The organism is Cryobacterium sp. TMT1-62 (genome assembly GCF_004403145.1).
Classification (GTDB): domain Bacteria; phylum Actinomycetota; class Actinomycetes; order Actinomycetales; family Microbacteriaceae; genus Cryobacterium; species Cryobacterium sandaracinum.
The window spans coordinates 1-21,679 of record NZ_SOGZ01000041.1 but is presented as its reverse complement, the minus strand read 5'-3'; the positions used below and the strand labels follow the sequence as shown (position 1 = coordinate 21,679).

Below are 21,679 nucleotides of genomic sequence, written 5' to 3'. Positions count from 1 at the left end.
CTCCAACCTAGTCCCGGGCACCGACTTACGGGCGACGGATGTCCGGGGTCCCGGCCAGCCGGATCGTCGCCTGCCGCTCGGGCGCCTCCCGCTCTCGGTAAGCGTCCCAGCCCGCTTCCCACTGGTCCCAGTGCGACCGGAACAGTTCGCCGTCCCGGGCGAGGGCCCGCTGCTTGCGGATGCGGTCGTCGGCGGCCAGCCAGACCCGGATGTCGCTGAGTGGCGCGTGGGCGGCCGCCAGGGTTCCGCAGCCCTCCACGATCAGCGGGCGGGCCGGGTCGACCGGGTGCCATTCTGCCGACTCGCGCCGCTCCCAGTCATAGCGCCGCCAGGCGGCGGGCCGGCCCAGTCTTCTCGGGGCGAGCACCTGTTCGCGCAGGTGCGTGACGGCGGCGTCCAGCCCCTGCCAGCCGGGGTAGATGTCGTCCAGCCGCACCAGGGTGGGCCGGAGCGGTCCCGGCCAGGCGACGACGAGCGCGTCGGCGAGGGTGCTCTTGCCGGCGCCGCTCGGCCCGTCGATGAGAACGACGGGCGCCACCCCGGCGGCGGCAAGGTCGCGGAGCACGGGGGCCAGCAGCATCCGTCGGTCACCGACCGGATCGGGGGCGGCCGGTTCGAGGGCGGCCGTGGGCAGATCAGGTGAGGACAAAGTTCCAGCTTCCCGTCGCCACGGAGACGCTCACCGAGAGCAGGGCCACGGCCAGACCGATGCCGACCAGGGCCACCTCGCGCCCCCGGAAGCTGGAGGGGCGGGCCCAGGTGCGCCGCACCGAGGCGCCGAACCCGCGGGCCTCCATCGCCGTCGCGAGTTTGCTGCCGCGCCGGATCGACAGCACCAGCAGGGCGAAGGCCTGGCTGAGCAGCCGGCGCAGGACGCCGCGGTCCGCGATGCCGCGGGCCCGCCGGGCCAGTTCGAGGGCGCGCCAGTCCTCGAGGAACAGGCCGACCAGGCGCAGCCCGGCCAGACCGCCAAGCACGAAGCGGGCCGGCAGTTTCACGACTTGGCCGAGGCCGTCGGCCAGGTCGGTGGGGTCGACGGTCACGAAGAGCACGACCGACGGCAGTCCGATGGCGAGGATGCGCAGGGTCGTGGCGATGGCCAGCTCGAGTGATCCCTCGGTCACGTTCACCAGCCCGAAAGACCAATAGACCGCCCCGGCCGCCTGCCCGTAGAGCAGGGTGGTGACGCCGGCGGTGGGTGCGGCGATCCAGACCGGCAGGGTGCGCACCGCGAAGGCCTTCAGGGACAGCCCGGCCCAGAAGAAGAGCACGAACTCGCAGGCGAGGGCGACGACTGCGGAGACCCAGTCGATGGTGAGGATGAGCACGCCCGCCAGCAGCAGCGCGGCGGCCAGCTTCGCGACCGGGTTGATCCGGAAGATGGCCTGGGTTCCCCGGGCAGGCGTCAGCACGCTCACCGGGACACCGCCGCCCGCGGCGTGACGCTGCGGCCGGCCCGCCCGGCCAGATGGTACTCCCGGTCAGCCAGGGCGACCACGAAGTCGGTGTCGTGCGAGACGGCGACCACCGCGGTGCCCTCCCGCAGGAGTTCGTCGAGCAGGGCCACGATCTCCCGCCAGGTGCGCAGGTCCTGGCCGAAGGTGGGCTCGTCGAGCATGAGCAGTCGTGGCTGGGTGGCCAGCACGGTGCCCACCGACAGCCGACGTTTCTCTCCGCCGGAGAGGGTGAACGGGTTCGCCTCGGCCAGGTGGTCCAGGCGCAGGCGCTGCAGCACCTCGTCGACCCGGGCATTGATGTTCGCCTCCGGCCGTTTGAGGGCGCGCGGCCCTACGGCGAGTTCGGCCCGCACGGTGGCGGCCACGAACTGGTGCTCCGGGCTCTGGAACACGGTGCCGATGCGGGTGAGCAGCTGGCGGGACTTCCAGCGGATCGGTTCCTCGTCGGCCCCGCCGGCGAACTCCGGGCTCGCGAGAACCGCTCCCCCGGCCGGTTTCAGCAGGCCGGCGAGGGTGAGCATCAGGGTCGATTTGCCGGCGCCGTTCGGTCCGGTGACTGCCAGAGCGGTGCCGGCGTGCACCGTGAGGTCGATGTCCCGGGCGAGCACGTCGGCGCGCGTGCGCGCGACCGCGAGGCCGGGCGTGCGGAGCAGAGGGACCGAGCCGGGCGCCGACGCCGAGCTGGTCTCGCGCCGCGATGCAGTCAGGCCGTTGCCCCGCCCGGGCACCCAGACACCCGCGGCCGCGAGCCGTTCCCCCTGCCTGGTCAGCACGTCGTCGGGATGGCCGTCGGCCAGCACTCCCCCGGCCGCGTCGAGCACGATCACCCGGTTCACAAGGTTCTGCCAGACGGCGACCCGATGTTCGATCACGATGAACGTCGCCGCGGAGTTCTCGAGCACGCGGGCAACGGAATCGCGCACATCCAGCACGCCTCCAGGGTCGAGATTCGCTGTGGGTTCGTCGAGCAGCAGCAGCCCCGGCCGCATCGCCAGCACCCCAGCGAGGGCGAGGCGCTGCTTCTGTCCACCCGACAGCGACGACGTCGGATGGCTGAGCGGCAGGTTCAGGCCGACCATGTCCAGGGCGTCGCTCACCCGGCGCCAGATCTCTTCGCGGGGCACCCCAAGGTTCTCGCAGCCGAAGGCGACGTCGTCGCCCACCCGCGCCAGGATCACCTGGGAGTCAGGGTCCTGCAGCAGCAGCCCGACCTGGCCGCGCGCTGCGGTCGGCTCGGCGCCGTTTACAAGCAGCTGACCGCGCTGCTCGCCCTCCTCGTCGCCGCCGAGAACCCCGGCGAGGGCGTGCAGCAGAGTGGATTTGCCGGCCCCGGAGGCGCCGAGCAGCAGCACGCGCTCGCCCGGCTCGATTCTCAGGTCGAGGCCGTTGACGGCCCAGCCCCGCCGCCCGGCATGCCGCCATCCCCAGCCGCGGGCCACGACGGACGCTCCCGAGACGGATGCCGCTGCTGCCGGTGTCATCGCCGTCCCCCTAGACCTGGGTGCGGTTCGATCGCCCGGCGGCGAACCGCGACAGTGCCCCGGTGCGGGCGAGGCCACGCATGGCCAGCCAGGACAGCAGTCCGGCCACGACAATGCCGGAGACGATCGAGGAGGCGGTGTAGATGGTGATGAAGGGAACGGCCGATCCGGGGTACCAGAGCAACAGGTCGTTGACGGCGAGGGCAAGGCCGGCACCCGCGCCGGCGAGCAGGGCCACGACGAGGCGGTAGTTGGCGTAGAAGAACAGCGCGAAGACCAGCTCCGCGCCGAGACCCTGCACCAGGCCGGAGACCAGGATGGTGGCTCCCCAGGCGGTGCCGCCGACCAGAGTCGACACGACCGCCGCCAGCAGCTCGGTGTAGAGCGCGGCGCCGGGTTTGCGGATGATGAGGCCGCCGAGCACGCCGGCGAACAGCCATCCGCCGCCCAGGAGAGCCTGCAGGCCCGGCAGCAGCGGGGTGAGCAGGCCGCTGAGCGGGTTGTACGCCTGGTTCCAGACGACGAAGATGAGCCCGCTGGCCACGCCGATGACACTGGCGATGACGATGTCGACGACCCGCCACCGGAAGTTACGCGGCTGGCGGGACGTGGTGGAGGTGAGAAGAGTTGTTGTAGCGTGCACTGGTCGTGCCCTTTCCGTAGATGGTTCCAGGGCACGGGAACGAGAAAATTTGCCTCCCTGCGCTGGCATGATCCAGATCAGGTTCGACGGTCGAAGCTTCAGAAGCTTCCTCTCAGCCCGGTTGACCGGACTCCCGTGTTTCATTCAAGTATAGACCTCGGCCTAGACTCGCGGGATGGAGTCCTCGCCTCGCCCCCGCATCACTGTCGGGCGCGAATGACGTTCACCGTTCCCCTGATCCTCGCCGGGCTGTTGCTTCTGTTGCTGCGCCACTTCATTTTGCGGCGACGACGGATGCGACGCGGGCTACCCGTGCGCGGACCCTGGCACATCCCCCGCAGCTGGCGGGAAGGGCCGGGCTCCCGCCAGCGGCTGGGACGCTGGCGGTGTAGCTGGCGCGGGCGGCGTTGACCGCCCGAACGCGGTACGCTCGTCGTGGTGTGTCGGGAAGTCTGGTCGACAGCAATGTCCGTGTGCCACAAAATCCTGATTGACTGAGGCTCGTCCATGCCGAAACCATCACCTCTTCCTCCCACCCCGAAACTTAACGTCTTTCGCCGTAGCAGCTATCCCGAGTACCTGCACGTCTCGACGATCCTGCGCAAAGAGACCGTGGGCGGCGCTCTCCTGCTGGTGGCGACGGTTCTCGCGCTGACCCTGGCCAACACCGGGGCCTCCGATTTCTACTATGCGGTGCGGGACTTTCAGATCGGCTACGAGCCGTGGCACCTCAATCTGAGCCTCGGCGCGTGGGCCGCCGACGGACTCCTGGCGATCTTCTTCTTCATTGCCGGGCTCGAACTCAAGCGTGAGTTCGTCGCCGGCGATCTGCGCACCTTCAGCCGCGCGGTCGTCCCGGTCGCCGCGGCCGTCGGCGGCGTCATCGTTCCGGCTGTGATCTTCACCGCGATCGTGTTCAGCTCGGGGCCGGAAATGTTACGAGGCTGGGCCATCCCCACCGCCACCGACATCGCCTTCGCCGTGGCCGTGCTCGCCGTGATCGGCTCCAAACTGCCCAGCGCTCTGCGCATCTTCCTGCTGACCCTGGCCGTGGTCGACGACCTGCTCGCCATCGCCATCATCGCCTTCTTCTATTCCGGCGACCTCCAGCCTGTTCTGCTGCTGCTCGCCATCGTGCCGCTGAGCCTCTTCGCCTTTCTGGCGCATACGCACTCCTATCTGTTCGGCACCACCAGGTGGGCCGCGGGCGCCGTTCTGCTGCCGCTCGGCCTCGCCACCTGGGTTCTCGTGCACGGCTCCGGCATCCACGCCACGGTGGCCGGAGTGCTGCTCGGCTTCGCCGTGCCCGTGCTGCGCAGCCGACGTGGCGGCGGACCCGACGCCGGCCCGGGCCTGGCGCAGAACCTCGAGCACCGCATCCGCCCGCTCTCGGCCGGTTTCGCCGTGCCGGTGTTCGCGTTCTTCTCCGCCGGGGTCACGATCGGCGGCGTGTCAGGCCTGACAACGGCCCTCACCGACCCGGTCGCGATCGGAATCGTCGTAGCCCTGGTGGTGGGCAAGCCGGTTGGCATCATGCTCGCCACCTGGCTGGTCACCAAGACCACCCGGGGCGCCCTTGACCCGGACCTGGCCTGGGTAGATGTGATCGGCGTCGCCATGCTCGCCGGTGTCGGCTTCACGGTGTCGCTGCTGATCAGCGAGCTGGCTTTCGGGCAGGGTAGTCCGCACGACGAACACGCCAAGGTGGCTATCCTGACCGGTTCGCTGCTGGCGGCACTACTCGCGACCGTGGTGCTGCGGAGCCGCAACCGGCACTACGGGCGCATCGCCGCCAAAGAGGCGCTCGACGCCGACAACGACGGCGTCCCAGACGTGTTCGGGGCCGATCCGGCTCGCGACGAGCGGTTCGGCGGGCACTGACAGGGCCGGAGCGCACCCAGGCCCAACTCCCTCAGCCGGAGTGTCTGCTGGTCGTCACGGGCGGAACGCCGTGCCCGGCACCGAACCAATTCGACGGAGATTCATCGATCAACACCCGTTTTTGAGCCCAAACGCGCTGTTCAGGGCACAATCTCCGTCGAATTCGTTCAGGACGGATGTGCCGCAGGTCCGCGGACTCGAAAGACGCGGCGGTTAGAGCCTACGTTCATCCACCGCGTCGCTGTCCGCGGGAAAACGCGCGTCGGAATCGGGAACAAGCGCAACGGAGCCCGCGATCCGCGAACCCCCCTCAACCTCGGCCATGGAGACTCATTCATCGAGCTGGCCGGCGGGCACTGATAGCGCCGGAGCGCAGTCAGCAGCCCGACATCCTCAGTCGGAGTGGCTGGGCGACCGGGCGGCTGGGAGCCTTCGCTGCTAGCGTTTGAGGGCGCGGACGACGCGGGAGATCGCCTTGCCGGCCACCCAGAGGAACGGGATGCCGACCGCGAGCAACGAGATGACGTTGGGCTCGAAGCGCACCGTCGTGCCCGATTTGACGTAGGCGCCGATCGGCAGGGATGCCCCGCCGCCCCCGCCGCCGGACCCGCTGCCGGTGGCGGCGGAGTCACCCTCGCCACCGCCGAAGCCGTAGTAGACGAGAGCAACGGGAATCAGGGTGACGCCGTCCACCTGGACCGGATCACCGTAGGCCGACCTGACGCCGGCGGTACGAGAGATATCTGCGAGCTTCTCTGGAAGGCTAGTCATGGATTCAGGCTACCCCCTGTCTGGTTTGCGGTTGCCTGATCAGAGTGGGCCTGATCAGGGTGTGTCCGGATCCAGCAGCGACGCCGGGCGCACCGTGCCGCGCCCGAACCTTGCGGTGACCGAGTCCACGGCCCGTTCGGCTCCCCGCCAGTCGTCGTCGGGGTCCCAGAGACCGGTGCCAGTGCCGTCGCCACCGCTGAGCTGCTCAACGCGCACGCCGATGAGGCGCACCCGGATGCCGGAGGCCGCCAAAGCCTCGAAGCTGGCAGCCACCTCCTCGTAGATCCGGCGTCCGACGCTGGTCGGTTCCGACAGGGTGCGGGAGCGGGTGACGGTGCTGAAGTCGGTGTAGCGCACCTTGAGCACCACGCAGCGGCCGACGAGGCCTGCGCGGCGCAGCCGGGCAGCCACCGCAACGGACTGCCGCAGCAGTTCGCTACGGAGCCGGGCGACATCCGTCACGTCGTATTCGAAGGTGACCTCGTGGCCGACACTTTTCTCCTCGTGCTCCACCGTGACCACCCGAGGGTCCCTCCCCCAGGCAAGCTCGTGCAGCTTGCGGCCCGACGCGTCGCCCACGCACTTCTGCAACACCGCGAGCGGGGTGCGGGCGAGGTCACCGATCTGACGCAGGCCCTGCCCGAGAAGCGCCTGCTCGGTCGTGGCGCCGACCCCCCACAGGGTGCCGACGGGCAACGGATGCAGGAATGCGAGGGTCTCGTCGGCGGGGATCACGAGCAGGCCGTCGGGTTTCGCCCGGCCCGACGCCATCTTGGCGACGAACTTCGTGCTCGCCGCGCCGACCGAGCAGGTGAGCCCGGTTTCGGCCTTGACCCGGGCCCGGATCTTCGCGCCGATCTCGGCCGGGGTGCCATGCAGGCGCCGGGCACCCGCCACGTCGAGGAAGGCCTCGTCGATGCCCAGCTGCTCGACCAGCGGCGTGAACTCTTCGAAGATGCGCATCACCCGGTCGGAGTATTCCTTGTACCGCCCCATGTGCGGTTCGAGCACCACCGCCTCCGGGCAGCGCCGCAGGGCGAGCGCCATGGGCATGGCCGAATTGACGCCGTAGCGCCGGGCCACGTAGTTCGCCGCCGTGACCACCGAGCGCCCGGACCGGTGCCCCACGATCACCGGGCGGTGCACCAGTTCGGGGTGATCGAGAAGTTCGACTGACGCGAAGAACGCGTCCAGGTCGATGTGGAGCAGGGTCGCGGTGCTGTCGTCGACCGCGCCTGTCGAGACCGTGCGATCGCTGCCGTCCTGCCTGCTCATGCGTCCTGCCTGCTCATGCGTCCTGCCTGCTCATGGAGAGACCCTAACCCGGACCGGCGACAGGCCGCGACCGATTCCGCGACGGGAGAACGTAAACAGCGCCGGGGCGGAATGCACGGTGACGGAATGCACGGTGACTGATGCCGGTTGTAGCGTTGCAGGGGCATCCGTTCCACCCGTTCTACCGAGGGAGTCCCATGAAGCATGACTGGCTTGCGCTGCAGAAACAGGCCGCCGAAGAGTTCGGGGCCCGCGTCGACATGATCACCGACTGGGCCGCCGCCACACCGGACACCGAGTGGACCGTGACCGAGTTGGTGCGCCACGTGGTGCTGGAACAGCAGTGGGTCCCCGCGCTGCTGCGCGGCCTCTCGGTGCTCGACGCCCGGCGCTCACTCACCCCGCTGGGCCCGGACCTCGCGAAGGAATGGGCCATCTACTCGGCGCTGGCGGCCGCAGCCTGGGCAACGACCCCGGCCGACGCACCGGTGACCCTGTCGTATGACACGGTAGCGGCATCCGACTACCTGCGCGAGCAGGTCTCCGACGTCACGATCCATTCCTGGGACCTGGCGCGGGCAACGGCCGCCGACGAGTCCCTCGACCCGGCCCTGATCGAGGCGGTCTGGACGGTGTTCGAGCCCCAGCGGGACACCCTCGAGGCCAGCGGCCTCTTCGCCTCCCCGATACCATCCGACGAGAACGCGCCCCTGCAGACGCGGCTGCTCGCCCTGACCGGCCGGGATCCGCGCCGGCCGTAGCCCGCGGGCTGCACCTGCCAGGCGTGGGGCTAGCGGCTCTCCTTTTCCGAGCCGGTAATGCGTTGGGCGATGTAGATCGAAACGATCGACACCAGCACCAGCACCAGCACCACGGCGATGACGTTGACGATCGGTACCTGGCTGGGGCGAAACAGGTTGTCCAGAATCCAGATCGGCAGGGTCTTGATGCCCGCCCCCGCGGTGAAGGTCGTCACCGTCTGGTAGAGCGAACCGGAGCACGGTGATAATGTTATCGAGCGTCCAGGACCGTGTGGTGGTGCCCGTGAAGCTGTCGACCGTCCACAGAGAGGTGATCAGCGGGGTGGCGAGGGCAACGAGGGCAACGATGTAGATCAGGCCGAGCCAGAGCAGAGGGGTGGACAGCATCAGCGTCAGGCGAAGCCGCGGATGCCGGCTCAGCGTGATCGAACCCCGCCGGGCGAGCGTGTCCCGGTGCGGCGGCACCGGCATCCGTTGCCCCGGCGACGCCGTGTCACCCGTCATGATTCCTCCGATTCGGCTCGGCCGGATGGGGATGCCGCGCTAACCCTTGATCTCCTGCCAGGCGGTCGTCCAGTCGGAGTAGTCGGTGCACTTCACATCGGTGCGGCCGTCGAGGCAGTCCTCAATGGGAGTGGACCAGTACCAGATCTGCGCCGCGTACTCCTCGTCGCCGGCGTGGGAGATCTCGCACTGGTCGGGGCTCACCGTGAAGTCGCAGGGGCTCTGGTTGCCGCCCAGCCCGGAGCACCCGTCGCGGCCGTAGTCACTTACTTCGGAGATTGTCGCAACACGCCGCCCAGACCGGCGTTTCCCCAAAAATCTCCGTAATACCGTGAGGACGGATGCGGGTGGCGCGCCCCATCACGGATGCCCGAAGCAGGCCCCGCAGCGAGCACCACTCCTCCTCCGCAATATGAGTTTGATCGGGTTATCCACAGGGCGCTGACGGTCGCCGACCTGGGGCATCGAATGTCGGTGGGTACCCGTGACGTCTCCCTCATGAAGCCCATATATAGCGAGCAGTCCGAGACCCGGTGGAGCTCCGTGCCCCTGCCCGGCAGAACCCTGTAGTGGACCTCACCGACCGGGCGCACCCTCCTCAGCGAACCGGCCACGAACATCCGTGCACCGGAAAAAGGGCCGAATCGGAGCCGGCCGTGCGGCAGGCGCACACGAAGCAACCGGCGCCGTTCTGAGCGGAATTGCGGCCACCTCAAGCACGGCGGCTCGGGAGCAGCGTTAGGCGATCGAGGTTCCGAAGAGAAGACCCAGCAGATAGGTGACTCCGGCAGCACCGAAACCGATGATGAGCTGACGGATGGCGCGCCGCCAGGGCGGCCCGCCCGAGAGCAGCCCGACGATGGCGCCAGTGGCCAGCAGGGCGAGCCCCACGAGCACGGCTGCCGCGATGACCGCGGTGATCCCGTCGAGGCCGAACAGATACGGCAGCACCGGCAGGATCGCCCCGGAGGCGAAGAAGCAGAAGCTCGACGTGGCCGCTCCGATTCCCGTGCCGATGGCTTCGTGCTCGTCGACCGCCGGAGCCAGGCCGCCGGTCTTCTTGACGTCGACCGGGCCGGTCGCGATGGCCACCGTGCGCAGAACCTCGCGTGCATGGATCTCCGCTTTCTCCGGGGGCATCCCCTGCGCGCGATAGACCAGGGTCAGTTCGTTCGCAGCCAAATCGAGATGGGCCAGCACGTTCCGGGAGGCCGGATTCGGCGTTGAGGCTTCGAGCAGCTCACGCTGGGACCGTACCGAGACATATTCGCCGGCACCCATCGAGAGTGCCCCGGCGAGAAGACCGGCGATACCGGTGAAGAGGATCGTGGCGGCGGGCACTCCGGTGGCGCCGATGCCCAGCACCAGGGCCAGGTTGCTGACGAGGCCGTCGTTGATCCCGAAGACCGCGGCTCTGAACGTGCCAGCCAGCCGCTGCCGGCCGCGAGCGGCCAGCCCACGCACGACCTCCTCGTGGATGCGCTCGTCGGCGGCCATGGTGTCTGTGGCGTCGGCATCGGCGTCATACGGGGAGCGGGCCTCGGCACGCTGGGCGAGGGCAAGCACGAAAACCGATCCGAACCTGCGGGCCAGGAACCCCAGGAAACGGGTGCGGATCGCGCCCCGGTGTGGGGCTCCGACCTGGTCACCGAGAAGGTGCCGCCAGTGCTGTTCGTGGCGCCCCTCGGCGTCGGCCAGAGCCAGCAGGATCTCGCGCTCCTCGCCGCTACGGCGTCCGGCGAGGTCGCGGTACACCGTCGCTTCGGCCCGTTCGTCTGCCAGGTAGCGGCGCCAGCGACGGATGTCCCGCGCGGTGGCCGGGCGCTTCTGCTCCACGACGGTTACGCCTCGGGGGCGGCTTCGAGCGAGCTCTGCGCCACCCGAGCCGACCCGTGCGGGCCAGAACCGTCGAGACCGTAGAAGGGTTCGTCGAATTCCACGATCCATACGGTTTCCCGTCCGGAAACGGGGGCGTACAGGGCCGCGCCCTGGAGTTCTCCGGCCGCCACAATCACGCCGCTCGGGTCTTCGGCGTCGGCGTCCGGATACCGACCACGGTCCAAGCGCACCACGACCTGCGCTCCCACACCGAGGGCACCCGGCTGGGAACCGGGGTACCCGTCGGCGGCAGGTTGGCGCGTGTTCCCGAGGCCCATTACTCGGCCGCTCCGGCACGCTCGAGCACGAGCTCGCGCACGCGCGCGGCATCCGCTTGTCCGCGCATGGCCTTCATAACGGCGCCGATCACGGCTCCGGCCGCCTGAACCTTGCCGTCGCGGATCTTGGCCAGAACATCGGGCTGGGCGGCCAGAGCCTCATCGATCGCCGCGATCAGCGCGCCATCGTCCGAGACGACCGCGAGACCGCGGGACTCGACGACCTCGAGCGGAGTGCCCTCGCCGCCGATGACGCCCTCGAGCACCTGCCGGGCCAGGCGGTCGGTGAGCGTTCCGGCCACGACGAGTTCGATCAGTGCGGCGACCTGCGCCGGCTGCACAAGCGAGTCGGCGGACACACCGGAGGCGTTCGCAAGGCGGGCAACCTCGCCGGTCCACCACTTGCGGGCGGCCTGGGCTGCGGCGCCGGCTGCGATGGTTGCCTCGACGACGTCGAGGAGGTCGGAGTTGACGACATCCTGAAATTCGAGGTTGGCGAAGCCCCATTCGGCCTGAAGCCGCTTGCGGCGGGCGGCCGGAGGCTCCGGCAGGGTGGCGCGGAGTTCTTCCACCCATTCCCGCGACGGGGCCACGGGAACGAGGTCGGGCTCCGGGAAGTACCGGTAGTCGTCGGCGTCGGACTTGGGCCGGCCGGCCGAAGTGATGCCGGTGTCCTCATGCCAGTGCCGGGTCTCCTGAGTGATGGTTCCACCGGCGTGCAGCAGGGCCGCCTGACGCTGGATCTCGTACCGCACGGCCCGCTCGACCGAACGCAGCGAGTTCACGTTCTTGGTCTCGGTGCGCGTACCGAGCACATTCGAGCCGCGCGGGCGCAGGGACACGTTCGCGTCGCAACGCACGTTGCCCTCTTCCATCCGGGCGTTGGAGACGCCGAGCGCTTTCACGATCTCGCGGATGGCGGCAACGTAGGTGCGGCCGATCTCGGGTGAGTCCGCCTCACCGCCCTCGATCATCTGGGTGACGATCTCGATTAGCGGCACTCCGCCGCGGTTGTAGTCGACCAGCGAGTAGTCGGCACCCTGGATGCGACCGGTCGCCCCACCCACGTGGGTGAGCTTGCCGGCGTCGTCCTCCATGTGGGCGCGCTCGATGTCGACCGTGACCAGGCGTCCGCTTTCGAGTTCGATCGTGAGCTGACCGTTGAACGCGATCGGCTCGTCGTACTGCGAAGTCTGGAAGTTCTTCGCGGTGTCCGGATAGAAGTAGTTCTTGCGGGCGAACCGCGAGTATTCCGCGATCTCACAGCCGAGGGCGAGCCCTAAACGGATGCTCGATTCGATGGCCTTCGCGTTCACCTGCGGCAGCCCTCCGGGCAGACCCAGGCAGGTGGGGCAGGTGTTGGTGTTGGCACCCTGGCCGAATTCGTTTGCGCAGCCGCAGAACATCTTTGTTTTGGTGTTGAGCTCGACGTGCACCTCAAAGCCGAGCACCGGCTCGAACAGCTCCAGGGCCTTGTCGTAGTCCATCAGTTCGGCCTTCTTCATCAGACGGCTCCCTCTGTGCTCGTGAACGCTGTGCTTGTGGCTGTGCCGGCGAACATTTCTCTCCGCGCCAGTTCCGGCGCCCGGCTGAGGAGGGTGTGCCCCCAGGATGCTTCGAGCAGCGCCTCGACGGCGGCTCCGAAGCTGTAGAGACGAGCATCCATTTTCGCGGGCGCCATGATCTGAAGGCCGACCGGCAGGCCGTCCTCGGGCGCGAGTCCCATCGGCAGGCTCATGCCGGGGACCCCGGCAAGGTTGGCCGGGATCGTGGTGACGTCGTTGAGGTACATGGCCATCGGGTCGGCCATCTTCTCGCCGAACTTGAACGCGGTGGTCGGCGCACTCGGCGACACCAGCACGTCGACCTTCGAGAAGGCCGCGTCGAAGTCGCGCTGGATCAGCGTGCGCACCTTCTGCGCACTGCCGTAGTAGGCGTCGTAGTAGCCGGCACTGAGGGCGTAGGTGCCGAGAATGATGCGGCGCTTGACCTCGGGGCCGAAGCCCGCGTCGCGCGTGGCCGCCATGACCCGTTCGCTGGTCAGCGGGCCGTCTTCCGGGTTGACCCGGATGCCGAAGCGCACCGAGTCGAAGCGCGCCAGGTTGCTCGACGCTTCCGCCGGGAGGATCAGATAGTAGGCAGCGATCGCATACTCGAAGCTGGGGGCGGAAATCTCGACGATCTCGGCGCCCGCCGCGGAAAGCAACGTGAGGGTCTCGGTGAAGCGCTGCGCAACTCCGGCCTGAAATCCGTCGCCGCTCAGCTCCTTGATCACGCCGACCCGCACCCCCGTGAGCGCCCCGTCGGCGAGGCCGGCGCGTGCGGCGGCCGCCATCGAGGGCCAGGTGTCCGTGAGCGACGTCGAGTCGAGCGGGTCGTGCCCGCCGATCACGTCGTGCAGCAGGGCGGCGTCGAGCACCGTGCGGGTCACCGGGCCGACCTGATCGAGCGAGGATGCGAGAGCGATCGAGCCGTAGCGGGACACACCGCCGTAGGTGGGCTTGACGCCGACCGAGCCGGTGACGGCGGCCGGCTGGCGGATCGAGCCGCCGGTGTCGCTGCCGAGCGCCAGCGGCGCCTCGAAGGAGCTGACCGCGGCCGCGGAGCCACCGCCGGAGCCGCCGGGGATCCGGTCGTAGTCCCACGGGTTGTGCGTCGGGCCGTAGGCGGAGAATTCGGTCGACGAGCCCATCGCGAACTCGTCCATGTTGGTCTTGCCGAGCAAAATCAGCCCGGCGTCGCGCACGCGCCTGACCACGGTGGCGTCGTACGGGGGGATCCAGCCCTCGAGGATCTTGGAACCGGCGGTCGAGGGCATGTCGATGGTGGCGAGCACGTCCTTGATGGCGATCGGAACCCCGGCGAGCGGCCCGAGCACCTCGCCGGCGGCACGCCGGGCGTCGACGCGGGCTGCGGCGGCGAGCGCGGCCTCACCGGCCACGTGGAGGAACGCGTGCACACCGGTGTCGACGGCCGCGATCTGGTCCAGGTGAGCCTGGGTCACCTCGACGGAGCTGATGGACCGTTCGACAAGCAGACCCGAGAGGTCGGCGGCGGACAGCTTGATCACGTTGGTCATGGATTACTCCTCGTCCAGGATTGCGGGCACGCGGAACTTGTCGCCGTCCCGGTCGGGAGCCCCGGAGAGCGCCTGTTTGACCGTGAGCGAGGGGACCACCGTGTCGGCGCGGAAGACATTGGTCAGCGGCATCGGGTGGCTCGTCGCCGGCACATCCGGCTTGGCCACTTCGGCTACCTTCGCGACCGAGTCAACGATCTGACCGAGTTCAGTCGTGAGGCGGGCGATCTCCTCCGAGCTGAGGTCGATCCGGGCAAGGTTGGCCAAATGGGCAACCTGCTCGGCCGTGATTTCAGACATGTTGCTCCGTACGATCGTCGAGGGTGGATTCCCCAATTCTATTCGGAGCCGTCGGTGACAAGATCCGCGTTGCCGGTTCCGATCAACGCCATGTTGTGCAGGGACTCGCTTCCAGCGTCGAAGTAGGCGTTGTGGCCGACCGATCCGTTCAGCCAGGAGCCGGTGATCTGATCGTTCCCGCCGGACACGCCGAGGGTGTTCGCGCCGTACGACTCCGCACCGGGATCGCTGCCGAAGAAAGCGCTGTTCACGGTCGGGTCCCAGTCGGCGCTGCCCACATAGACACTGCCCGGCGCGACGCTCAGGCTATCGACGGACTGCACCTGGCTGCCCGGGGACCCCACCAGCACCAGGGCGTCCACCCCGAACGTGCCGCGGGCCAGCGCCGTGAGCGCCACGGTCGACCCGTACGAGTGCGCGAGCACCGAAACGAAGGGCCGACGCGTGCCTCGGTCGGCCGCGATGCCCAGAGCCGACTGCTCCAGGAAGTCGGCGCCGACCTCCGCGAGGCCCGTCCCGCCCACGGTGAACACCGTGGGGGCCTCGTAGCCGATCCAGGCGATCGTGGCGACGCCGGCGGCGCGGATGCCGCCGGTCAGGGCGTGCCCGGACGGCGCCCCCCCGCGCAGCACCGCGATCTGTTCCGTGTACACGGCGTCTGCGGTGTCGGCCCAGTTGACGATCTGCTGCTCGACGGTGTAGTTCATGCCGGGTACCAGATAGGTGACGAATGCGGCGGTGTCCGGGTTGCCGAGGGCGATCGCGGCACGCCCGCCGCCTGCGGGGTCGAGGAGGATCAAGGAACGGCGCGGGGCGCCGTCGGGGGTGCTCAGTGCCGCCTTGACCTGGGTCAGGACGGCGAGTTCTCGGTTGAGCAGCGTGCGCTCGCTGTCGTCGGTCGCGTCGGCCAGCCGCTGGGTGACGTCGGCCAGGCTCTGCGTGAGGTAGCGAGCGTTGGCCCTGCCCCGCTCCCGGAAGGGGACACCCTCCAGGTTGCCCACAAGCTTGGGTGCGGCAGCCAGCAGCGACGACCGCTCGGAGGCGCCGAGTTCCGTCCAGAGGCCGGCCACCGCGGAGGCTGCGGGCGGCGCCGTCAACAGGGCGTCGACCTGGCCGGGGGACTGCTCCACGAACGCGGCCATGTCGGCCACGGAGAGAGTGGACAGCCCGGCCAGCAGGTTGGCTCCGGTCAGTCCCCGCACGGATTCGACCGTGGCGACCGTGGCGGACTTCGGCACGGATGCGATCGGCTGCGCGGACACCCGCGGGTCGCCGGCGCCGGGCCCCGCGACCGAGGTGCCGGTGCGCGCCGACAGGTTCAGCCACAACGGTTCCGCCGCGGCGGGTTCGGCGCCCCGGTTCGGCACCGGCTGGCCCTGGACTGTGGTGCTGAGAGCGTGCGCGCCAGAGGTCTCACTGACTCCATTGAGAGCCAGGGAGAGCGTTAGAACCGCCGCTTCTAACAGCAAACCTGGGCACGTCCCCTCACGAACACCGAGTAGCAAAACAACCCGGCCCCTAACAGACAAGCATTGCGTCTCCAGACTACTGAAACGGATGGTGCGGCCGTGCCCCCACAGTGGGTCTGGGAGACCCCCGATCGAGGGTCAATCGCGCCAAAGTTGATACTTGCATAAACCTATATAGGTGTGATCCAATATAAACATGTCGTTGAAAATCGCCCTCCTCGGGATCCTGGACCTCGCACCGATGACGGGATACGACCTCAAAAAGAGCATCGAGGCATCCGTCGCCCATTTCTGGTCCGCCGACCAATCCCAGATCTACCGCACGCTGGCGGCACTGGTCTCCGACGGTCTCGCCGACGTCGAGGTCATTCCGCAGGAGGGACGCCCCGACCGGCGCGAGCACCACATCACCTCGGCCGGCCGGACGGCCCTGGGCGACTGGCTGCGGGCGCCGCTGGAACCCGAAACCTCGCACGACGCGTTCCTGATGCGGCTGTTCTTCGTCGGCACCCTGGGGGTGCCGGCTACCCGGGCACTGATGCGGGCGCGGCGCGGCCAGGCCACCGCGATGCTGGCCGCACTGCGTTCCGTCGCCGAGCAGGAGCAGGCCCACCGCGAGCCCGACGATCGTGCCCCGGACGACCTCGGACGCAGGCTGCGCTTCGCAACGCTGCGGAACGGAATCCTCCACGCCGAGGCGGAACTCGCGTGGCTGGTCGAGACGAAGGAGGCCCTCGGATGAGCCGTCCCCGCCAGCGCCTGAAATTCCGCTATCCCCTGCAGCACGGCGTTGACACCACGGGGACCGACACGATCATGTTCCTGCACGGCGGCAGCGTCGCGTCGTGGTCCTGGAGACCGCAGGTGGAGGGAATGCCCGACCGGCATCTGCTCACCCCCGACCTGCCCGGTTTCGGCGCCCGGGCCGGAGAGGACTGGCTTTCCCTCGGTCAGACCGCCGACGATGTGGCCGGCATCATCGCCGCTCACGCGCGCGGCGGCCGGGCCCATCTGGTGGGGCTGTCCCTGGGCGGCCTCGTGGCCACGCACGTCATGGCCCGGCACCCGGGACTGCTGCACTCGTGCCTGGTGTCCGGCGTGCCGCTCACCGGGGTGCACGGCACGGCCCGGTTCCTGAGCACGATGCAACTGCGGCTCTGGGACCGCCCCTGGTACTGGCGGGCCCAGGCGAAGGCTTTCGGCTTGCCCGCCGACGCGGTCGACCTGTTCGTGGAACACGGTCTGAGCCTCCGAACCGACAACGCCCGGCGCGTCTTCGCCGAGGTGAACCGCGGCGGCGTCCCGGAGAGGCTGCAGGACTACCGCGGCCCCCTGCTGGCGGTGGCGGGCGAACGGGAGTCCCGCCTCGTCCGGGACAGCTTTCCCGCGCTGCTCGCCCATTTGCCGCAGACTCGCGCCTGGACCGCACCCGGCATGCACCATGTCTGGAGCATCGAGGATGTGGACCTGTTCACCCGGATGGTGCTCGGTTGGGTCGACGCGTCAGAGGTGCCGGGCGAGGAGAGCCGTTGAATCAAACCGGGTCAGCGTCGGCGTCGGCGTCGGCGTCGGCCGTCGTCTCGGCCAGGGACTCCGGGCCGCTCGTGACCAGCAGGTGGAATTCTGCGGCGTCGAGGATCCGCAGGCCGAGCGCCTCCGCCTTGGCCAGCTTCGACCCCGCGCCCGGACCGGCGGCCACGAAGTCGGTATTCTTCGACACGCTCCCGGCGGATTTGCCCCCGGCGGAAATGATCGCCTCCTGCGCCTCTTCCCGGGTGTAGCCCTCGATCGAGCCGGTGGCCACCACCGTGAGCCCGGCCAGCACTCCCCCGGCCGCCGCAGCGGCTCCCGGACCGGGGTGTTCCGATATGCGGAACTGAACGCCGGCCACCGTCCACTGCTCCACGATGCCCTGGTGCCAGTCCACCTCGAACCACGCGATGATGGCGTCGGCGATGATGCCGCCCACCCCGTCGACCTTGGCGAGCTCCTCGCGGGACGCGGCCCGGATCAGCTCGAGAGAACCGAAGTGGCCGGCCAGGGCGCGCGCCGCCACCGGCCCGACGTGACGGATGTTGAGGGCCACCAGAAGCCGCCACAGCGGCTTGGTCTTCGCCAGCTCGATCTCGCGCAGGAGCTTCTGCGCACTCGACGACGGCTGCGGTCCCTCGACGCCCTTCTTCTTCTCGGCGGCCGTGGGGTTGCGCCGGAACGGCGTGCGCAGCCGCACGGAGCCGTCATCCTCTTCCTTGGCCAGCCCGGTCTCGGCGTCCCGCACGATGACCTCGATCGGCAGCAGGTCGTCGAGGGTGAGGTCGAACAGGCCGGCCTCGGTGGGCAGGGGCGGCTCCACCGGACGGGTGGGCTGGGTGAGAGCGGCGGCGGCCACCTCGCCGAGCACCTCGATGTCGAGGGCGCCGCGGGAGCCGATGTGCTCGACCCGGCCGCGCACCTGAGCCGGGCAGCTGCGCGCGTTCGGGCAGCGGAGGTCGATGTCGCCCTCCTTGGCCGGGGCGAGCGGCGTGCCGCACTCCGGGCAGTTCACCGGCATGACGAAGGCTCGCTCGGTGCCGTCGCGCAGCTCGACCACCGGGCCGAGCACCTCGGGGATGACGTCGCCGGCCTTGCGCAGCACGACGATGTCGCCGATCAGGATGCCCTTGGCTTGGACCACGTCCTGGTTGTGCAGGGTGGCCTGGCGCACCTCGGAACCGGCGACCCGCACCTTCTTCATGACGGCGAACGGCGTGGCCCGGCCGGTCCGGCCGACGCTGACGACGATGTCGAGCAGCCTGGTGTTGACCTGCTCGGGCGGGTACTTGTAGGCGATCGCCCAGCGCGGCGCCCGGCTGGTGGCACCGAGTTCGGCGTGCAGGGCCAGCTCGTCGACCTTGATCACGATGCCGTCGATCTCGTGGTCGACGCTGGCGCGGTGCTCGCCGTAGTACGCGATGAAGTCCGCCGCGAGAGCCGCGGAGGGTTCCACCCGGTAGTAGCTGCTGGTAGGCAGACCCCAGCCCTGCAACAGCTCGTAGACCCCGGATTGGGACGCGACCGGCGGGGTGGACCACGCGCCGATGCCGTGCACCAGCATCCGGAGCCGGCCGAGCCTGGCCCGCATCAGGCGCAGCGGTTCCGCGGCCTTACCCTCGGCCTTCTGGCGCAGGGAGCCGGCCGCCGCGTTGCGCGGATTCGCGAAGACGCGTTCGCCGGCGGCGACCTGCTGCGCGTTGAGCTCGAGGAATTCGGCGACCGGGAAGAACACCTCACCGCGCACTTCCATCAGGGGCGGATGCCCGGTGCCCCGCAGTTTTCTCGGAATGCCGGGCACCAAGGCGACGTTCTCACTGACGTCCTCGCCGACCACCCCGTCGCCGCGGGTGGCGGCGCTGACCAGCACCCCCTGCTCGTAGCGCAGGTTGATCGCGAGTCCGTCGATTTTGAGCTCGCAGAGGTAGTGCACGGGTCGCCCGGCGTCCCGTTCGACCTTCGCGGCCCAGAGGCCGAATTCGTCGAGCGAGAAGACGTTGTCGAGGCTGAGCATGCGTTCGGCATGCTGCACCGGATCGAACAGGCTGGTCTCGGCGCGGCCGCCCACGGTCTGGGTGGGGCTGTCCTGACTGGCCAGCTCGGGGAATTCCCGCTCGAGCTCGGCGAGGCGGTGCACCAACGCGTCGTACTCCGCGTCGGTGATGACGGCCTCGTTGCGGTCGTAGTACGCGTCCCGGGCTCCCAGGATGCGCTGGGTCAGGTCGGAGACCTCGGCCGCGGCGACGTGCAGGGGCGCGTCTGCCGCCGGGTCGGGCGCCGGGCTATGCATCGACGGCGACCGCACTGACGGCACTAACCGTGCGATCGATGGTGCACTGCCCGAGCACGCGGGTGCCGAGGTAGACGACGGCGGTCTGCCCGGGCGCGACGCCGGTGAGCGGCTCGGCCGGGATGATCACGAGCTCGGTGGTGGCGCCGCTCCCGCGGCTCGCGCTGGTCTCGGCGGACGAGCCGGCCTTGAGCGGAACGACCTGGGCCACGGCGGGAACCGGGTCGGCGTGGGCGCGGATCTGCACGTCGCAGTCGAAGGCGATCTCCGGGTGCGCGGGGGCCACGCCGCACCAGGTGAACTTCGTGCCGGCGATCTTCTTGATCGCGAGCGCCTCTTTCGGCCCGACGATGACGGTGTTGGAGATCGGGCGCACCTCGAGCACGAACCGGGGCTTGCCGTCGGCGGCCGGGGTGCCGATCTGCAGCCCCTTGCGCTGCCCGACGGTGAACGCGGCCGCCCCGTCGTGCGTGGCGAGGGTGTTGCCGTCCCGGTCGAGGATGTCCCCGGTCGCCGGCGGCACGCGCTCGGCCAGCCAGCCTCGGGTGTCGCCGTCGGGGATGAAGCAGATGTCGTAGGAGTCGGGCTTGTTCGCCACCGAGAAACCGCGCGCCGCGGCCTCCGCTCGCACCTCGGCCTTGGACGGCGTCGCGCCGAGCGGGAACATCGAGTGCGCCAGTTGGTCCTGGGTGAGCACGCCGAGCACATAGGACTGGTCCTTGGCCCAGGCGCTGGCGCGGTGCAGCTCGCGGTTGCCGTCGGCATCCGTCACGATCGTGGCGTAGTGACCGGTGGCGACGGCATCGAAGCCCAGGTCGAGGGCCTTTTCGAGCAGGGCGGCGAACTTGATGCGCTCGTTGCAGCGCATGCAGGGGTTCGGGGTGCGGCCAGCGGCGTATTCGGCGATGAAGTCGTCGACCACGTCGAGCTTGAACCGCTCGGAGAAGTCCCAGACGTAGTACGGGATGCCGATGATGTTGGCCGCCCGCTGGGCATCCATCGAGTCCTCGACCGTGCAGCAGCCGCGGCTGCCGGTGCGCAGGGTTCCGGGCATCCGGCTGAGGGCCAGGTGCACCCCGACCACCTCGTGTCCCGCCTCGACCATGCGGGCTGCGGCGACGGCGGAGTCCACCCCACCGCTCATTGCTGCCAAAACCTTCACTTGACGAGTGTAATCGGGTGAGCGCCCCCGCGCAGCCCTCGCGCAGCCCCCGCGCAGCCCTCGCGCAGCCCTCGCGCAGCTCCCGCGCAACGAAACGATGGGCCGGGACGAGCGACGACAGACGCCCGCGGCACCAGCCAGGGCCAGGGCCAGTGTCAGGGGATATCGGTCAGGGTTCGCTCAATCGAGGCGAGGCGAAGCTCCAGCAGGGCGAGCCGGTCGAGCACGGCCTGGTTGCTCGCGGTGCTCTGCTCGACGAGGCCGCGCAGGTCCGCCGCTTCGGCGAACTCCGCCTGCTTCTCGCGCGACCGCAGCACGGCCGCCACGATGCTCGATGTGACGCCGGCGATAATGCCGACAATGGCGATCCAGGCGAACCAGGGAATGTTGTCCATCAATGTGTGCTTTCTGTGTCGGCTGCGACCGCCGCAACGATGCGTGCGACGTTGGTGGTGACCTCGAACGAAACGACCTCGAAAAATTTCAGGGCCTTGCCGTCGTCGGAGAGTTCGAGGTGCCCGGTCACGTAACCGGCCGATTCGAGTCGTTGCAGGTGCATGTACAGCAGGGCCCGGGACATCCCCAGCCGGCGGGCGAGCTCACTCACATGGAGGGACTCCTCCGCCAGCAGGGCGATGATGCGGAACCGGTGCGGGTTGGCGAGGGCGGACAGCCGGGCGATCTCCTCGTCGAGCGTCATCGTGCCCACGCTCCCCTCGACATCCATCTACCTGCAATAAATACCTTACACGTGTAGGCCCAAGCCGTCCAGCACCGCCACGTCAGCCGCGCGGCAGCTGCGCCGCGGGTGAGGAGCGACGACGTGCAGCAGAGCACGGATGCCGCGGCGCGGCTCAGCGGCCCGGCATCCGGTCGGCCAGGCCGGCCCGGGCCGCCCGGACGTGGGCGGCCGGGAGAGC

The 21,679-nt window shown here is 69.4% G+C and carries 22 protein-coding genes and 1 riboswitch; of the genes, 4 read left to right on the top strand and 18 right to left on the bottom strand.

Going from position 1 to position 21,679, the window contains the following annotated elements:
- Window positions 1-25: 25 nt before the first annotated feature.
- From E3T34_RS11870 to E3T34_RS11855, 4 genes are read right to left on the bottom strand one after another with little or no spacing between them, the layout of a single operon-like run.
- Entirely contained in the window at window positions 26-649 is a 624-nt protein-coding gene (locus tag E3T34_RS11870; RefSeq protein ID WP_233191538.1) for an ATP-binding protein, read from the bottom strand.
- Window positions 636-1,418 (bottom strand): energy-coupling factor transporter transmembrane protein EcfT, encoded by a 783-nt coding sequence (locus E3T34_RS11865; RefSeq protein ID WP_134343107.1) that lies wholly within the window; start codon window positions 1,416-1,418, stop codon window positions 636-638. The genes E3T34_RS11870 and E3T34_RS11865 overlap by 14 nt, the downstream gene beginning before the upstream one ends.
- Window positions 1,415-2,938 (bottom strand): ABC transporter ATP-binding protein, encoded by a 1,524-nt coding sequence (locus E3T34_RS11860; RefSeq protein ID WP_134343106.1) that lies wholly within the window; start codon window positions 2,936-2,938, stop codon window positions 1,415-1,417. Before E3T34_RS11860 ends, E3T34_RS11865 begins: the two co-directional genes overlap by 4 nt.
- A gap of 10 nt (window positions 2,939-2,948) precedes the next feature.
- Window positions 2,949-3,581, bottom strand: a complete 633-nt coding sequence (locus E3T34_RS11855) for an ECF transporter S component (protein WP_104103251.1) — start codon at window positions 3,579-3,581, stop codon at window positions 2,949-2,951.
- A gap of 39 nt (window positions 3,582-3,620) precedes the next feature.
- A riboswitch (TPP riboswitch) is annotated at window positions 3,621-3,728 on the bottom strand.
- Window positions 3,729-4,088: 360 nt separating this feature from the next.
- Here E3T34_RS11855 and nhaA point away from each other — a divergent pair.
- On the top strand, window positions 4,089-5,462 hold the full coding sequence (gene nhaA, locus E3T34_RS11850) for a Na+/H+ antiporter NhaA (RefSeq protein WP_104103249.1): 1,374 nt from the start codon (window positions 4,089-4,091) through the stop codon (window positions 5,460-5,462).
- A gap of 438 nt (window positions 5,463-5,900) precedes the next feature.
- On the opposite strand, the gene E3T34_RS11845 is transcribed toward nhaA, so the two are convergent.
- A complete protein-coding gene (locus E3T34_RS11845; protein ID WP_134343105.1) occupies window positions 5,901-6,233 on the bottom strand; it encodes a hypothetical protein in 333 nt (110 codons plus the stop codon).
- Between the two features lie 54 nt (window positions 6,234-6,287).
- Window positions 6,288-7,508: a DNA polymerase IV gene (locus tag E3T34_RS11840; protein ID WP_134343104.1), complete on the bottom strand. Its 1,221-nt coding sequence runs from the start codon at window positions 7,506-7,508 to the stop codon at window positions 6,288-6,290.
- Window positions 7,509-7,705: 197 nt separating this feature from the next.
- On the opposite strand from E3T34_RS11840, the gene E3T34_RS11835 reads away from it, so the two are divergent.
- A complete protein-coding gene (locus E3T34_RS11835; RefSeq protein ID WP_134343103.1) occupies window positions 7,706-8,269 on the top strand; it encodes a TIGR03086 family metal-binding protein in 564 nt (187 codons plus the stop codon).
- 29 nt (window positions 8,270-8,298) lie between these two features.
- Here E3T34_RS11835 and E3T34_RS11830 read toward each other — a convergent pair whose 3' ends face one another.
- From E3T34_RS11830 to E3T34_RS11795, 8 genes are all read right to left on the bottom strand, one after another.
- Window positions 8,299-8,484, bottom strand: a complete 186-nt coding sequence (locus E3T34_RS11830) for a hypothetical protein (protein WP_174722142.1) — start codon at window positions 8,482-8,484, stop codon at window positions 8,299-8,301.
- A gap of 328 nt (window positions 8,485-8,812) precedes the next feature.
- A complete protein-coding gene (locus E3T34_RS11825; protein ID WP_198411617.1) occupies window positions 8,813-8,977 on the bottom strand; it encodes a hypothetical protein in 165 nt (54 codons plus the stop codon).
- Between the two features lie 534 nt (window positions 8,978-9,511).
- Window positions 9,512-10,528: a VIT1/CCC1 transporter family protein gene (locus E3T34_RS11820; RefSeq protein ID WP_369828004.1), complete on the bottom strand. Its 1,017-nt coding sequence runs from the start codon at window positions 10,526-10,528 to the stop codon at window positions 9,512-9,514.
- 86 nt (window positions 10,529-10,614) lie between these two features.
- Window positions 10,615-10,929 carry a hypothetical protein gene (locus tag E3T34_RS11815; protein ID WP_134343101.1) on the bottom strand — a complete coding sequence of 105 codons (315 nt, stop codon included), beginning with the start codon at window positions 10,927-10,929 and terminating at the stop codon, window positions 10,615-10,617.
- Window positions 10,929-12,434 carry an Asp-tRNA(Asn)/Glu-tRNA(Gln) amidotransferase subunit GatB gene (gene gatB / locus E3T34_RS11810; protein WP_134343100.1) on the bottom strand — a complete coding sequence of 502 codons (1,506 nt, stop codon included), beginning with the start codon at window positions 12,432-12,434 and terminating at the stop codon, window positions 10,929-10,931. Before gatB ends, E3T34_RS11815 begins: the two co-directional genes overlap by 1 nt.
- Entirely contained in the window at window positions 12,434-14,008 is a 1,575-nt protein-coding gene (gene gatA, locus E3T34_RS11805; protein ID WP_104103234.1) for an Asp-tRNA(Asn)/Glu-tRNA(Gln) amidotransferase subunit GatA, read from the bottom strand. Before gatA ends, gatB begins: the two co-directional genes overlap by 1 nt.
- A 3-nt stretch (window positions 14,009-14,011) precedes the next feature.
- Window positions 14,012-14,308 carry an Asp-tRNA(Asn)/Glu-tRNA(Gln) amidotransferase subunit GatC gene (gene gatC / locus E3T34_RS11800; protein WP_174720178.1) on the bottom strand — a complete coding sequence of 99 codons (297 nt, stop codon included), beginning with the start codon at window positions 14,306-14,308 and terminating at the stop codon, window positions 14,012-14,014.
- Between the two features lie 38 nt (window positions 14,309-14,346).
- Window positions 14,347-15,675 carry an alpha/beta hydrolase gene (locus E3T34_RS11795; protein ID WP_134343099.1) on the bottom strand — a complete coding sequence of 443 codons (1,329 nt, stop codon included), beginning with the start codon at window positions 15,673-15,675 and terminating at the stop codon, window positions 14,347-14,349.
- Window positions 15,676-15,973: 298 nt separating this feature from the next.
- On the opposite strand from E3T34_RS11795, the gene E3T34_RS11790 reads away from it, so the two are divergent.
- Window positions 15,974-16,519, top strand: a complete 546-nt coding sequence (locus E3T34_RS11790) for a PadR family transcriptional regulator (protein WP_134343098.1) — start codon at window positions 15,974-15,976, stop codon at window positions 16,517-16,519.
- Entirely contained in the window at window positions 16,516-17,310 is a 795-nt protein-coding gene (locus E3T34_RS11785) for an alpha/beta fold hydrolase (RefSeq protein ID WP_134343097.1), read from the top strand. The genes E3T34_RS11790 and E3T34_RS11785 overlap by 4 nt, the downstream gene beginning before the upstream one ends.
- 1 nt (window position 17,311) lies before the next feature.
- Here E3T34_RS11785 and ligA read toward each other — a convergent pair whose 3' ends face one another.
- From ligA to E3T34_RS11765, 4 genes are all read right to left on the bottom strand, one after another.
- The gene (gene ligA / locus E3T34_RS11780) at window positions 17,312-19,597 is read right to left on the bottom strand and encodes an NAD-dependent DNA ligase LigA (protein ID WP_134343096.1); all 2,286 of its coding nucleotides are present in this window, start codon (window positions 19,595-19,597) and stop codon (window positions 17,312-17,314) included.
- Window positions 19,590-20,759 carry a tRNA 2-thiouridine(34) synthase MnmA gene (gene mnmA / locus E3T34_RS11775; protein ID WP_174843139.1) on the bottom strand — a complete coding sequence of 390 codons (1,170 nt, stop codon included), beginning with the start codon at window positions 20,757-20,759 and terminating at the stop codon, window positions 19,590-19,592. Before mnmA ends, ligA begins: the two co-directional genes overlap by 8 nt.
- 155 nt (window positions 20,760-20,914) lie before the next feature.
- Complete coding sequence (locus tag E3T34_RS11770; protein ID WP_104103220.1) at window positions 20,915-21,154, bottom strand: hypothetical protein; 240 nt, start codon at window positions 21,152-21,154, stop codon at window positions 20,915-20,917.
- Window positions 21,154-21,486: a winged helix-turn-helix domain-containing protein gene (locus tag E3T34_RS11765; protein WP_233191536.1), complete on the bottom strand. Its 333-nt coding sequence runs from the start codon at window positions 21,484-21,486 to the stop codon at window positions 21,154-21,156. The genes E3T34_RS11770 and E3T34_RS11765 overlap by 1 nt, the downstream gene beginning before the upstream one ends.
- Between the last annotated feature and the right edge of the window lie 193 nt (window positions 21,487-21,679).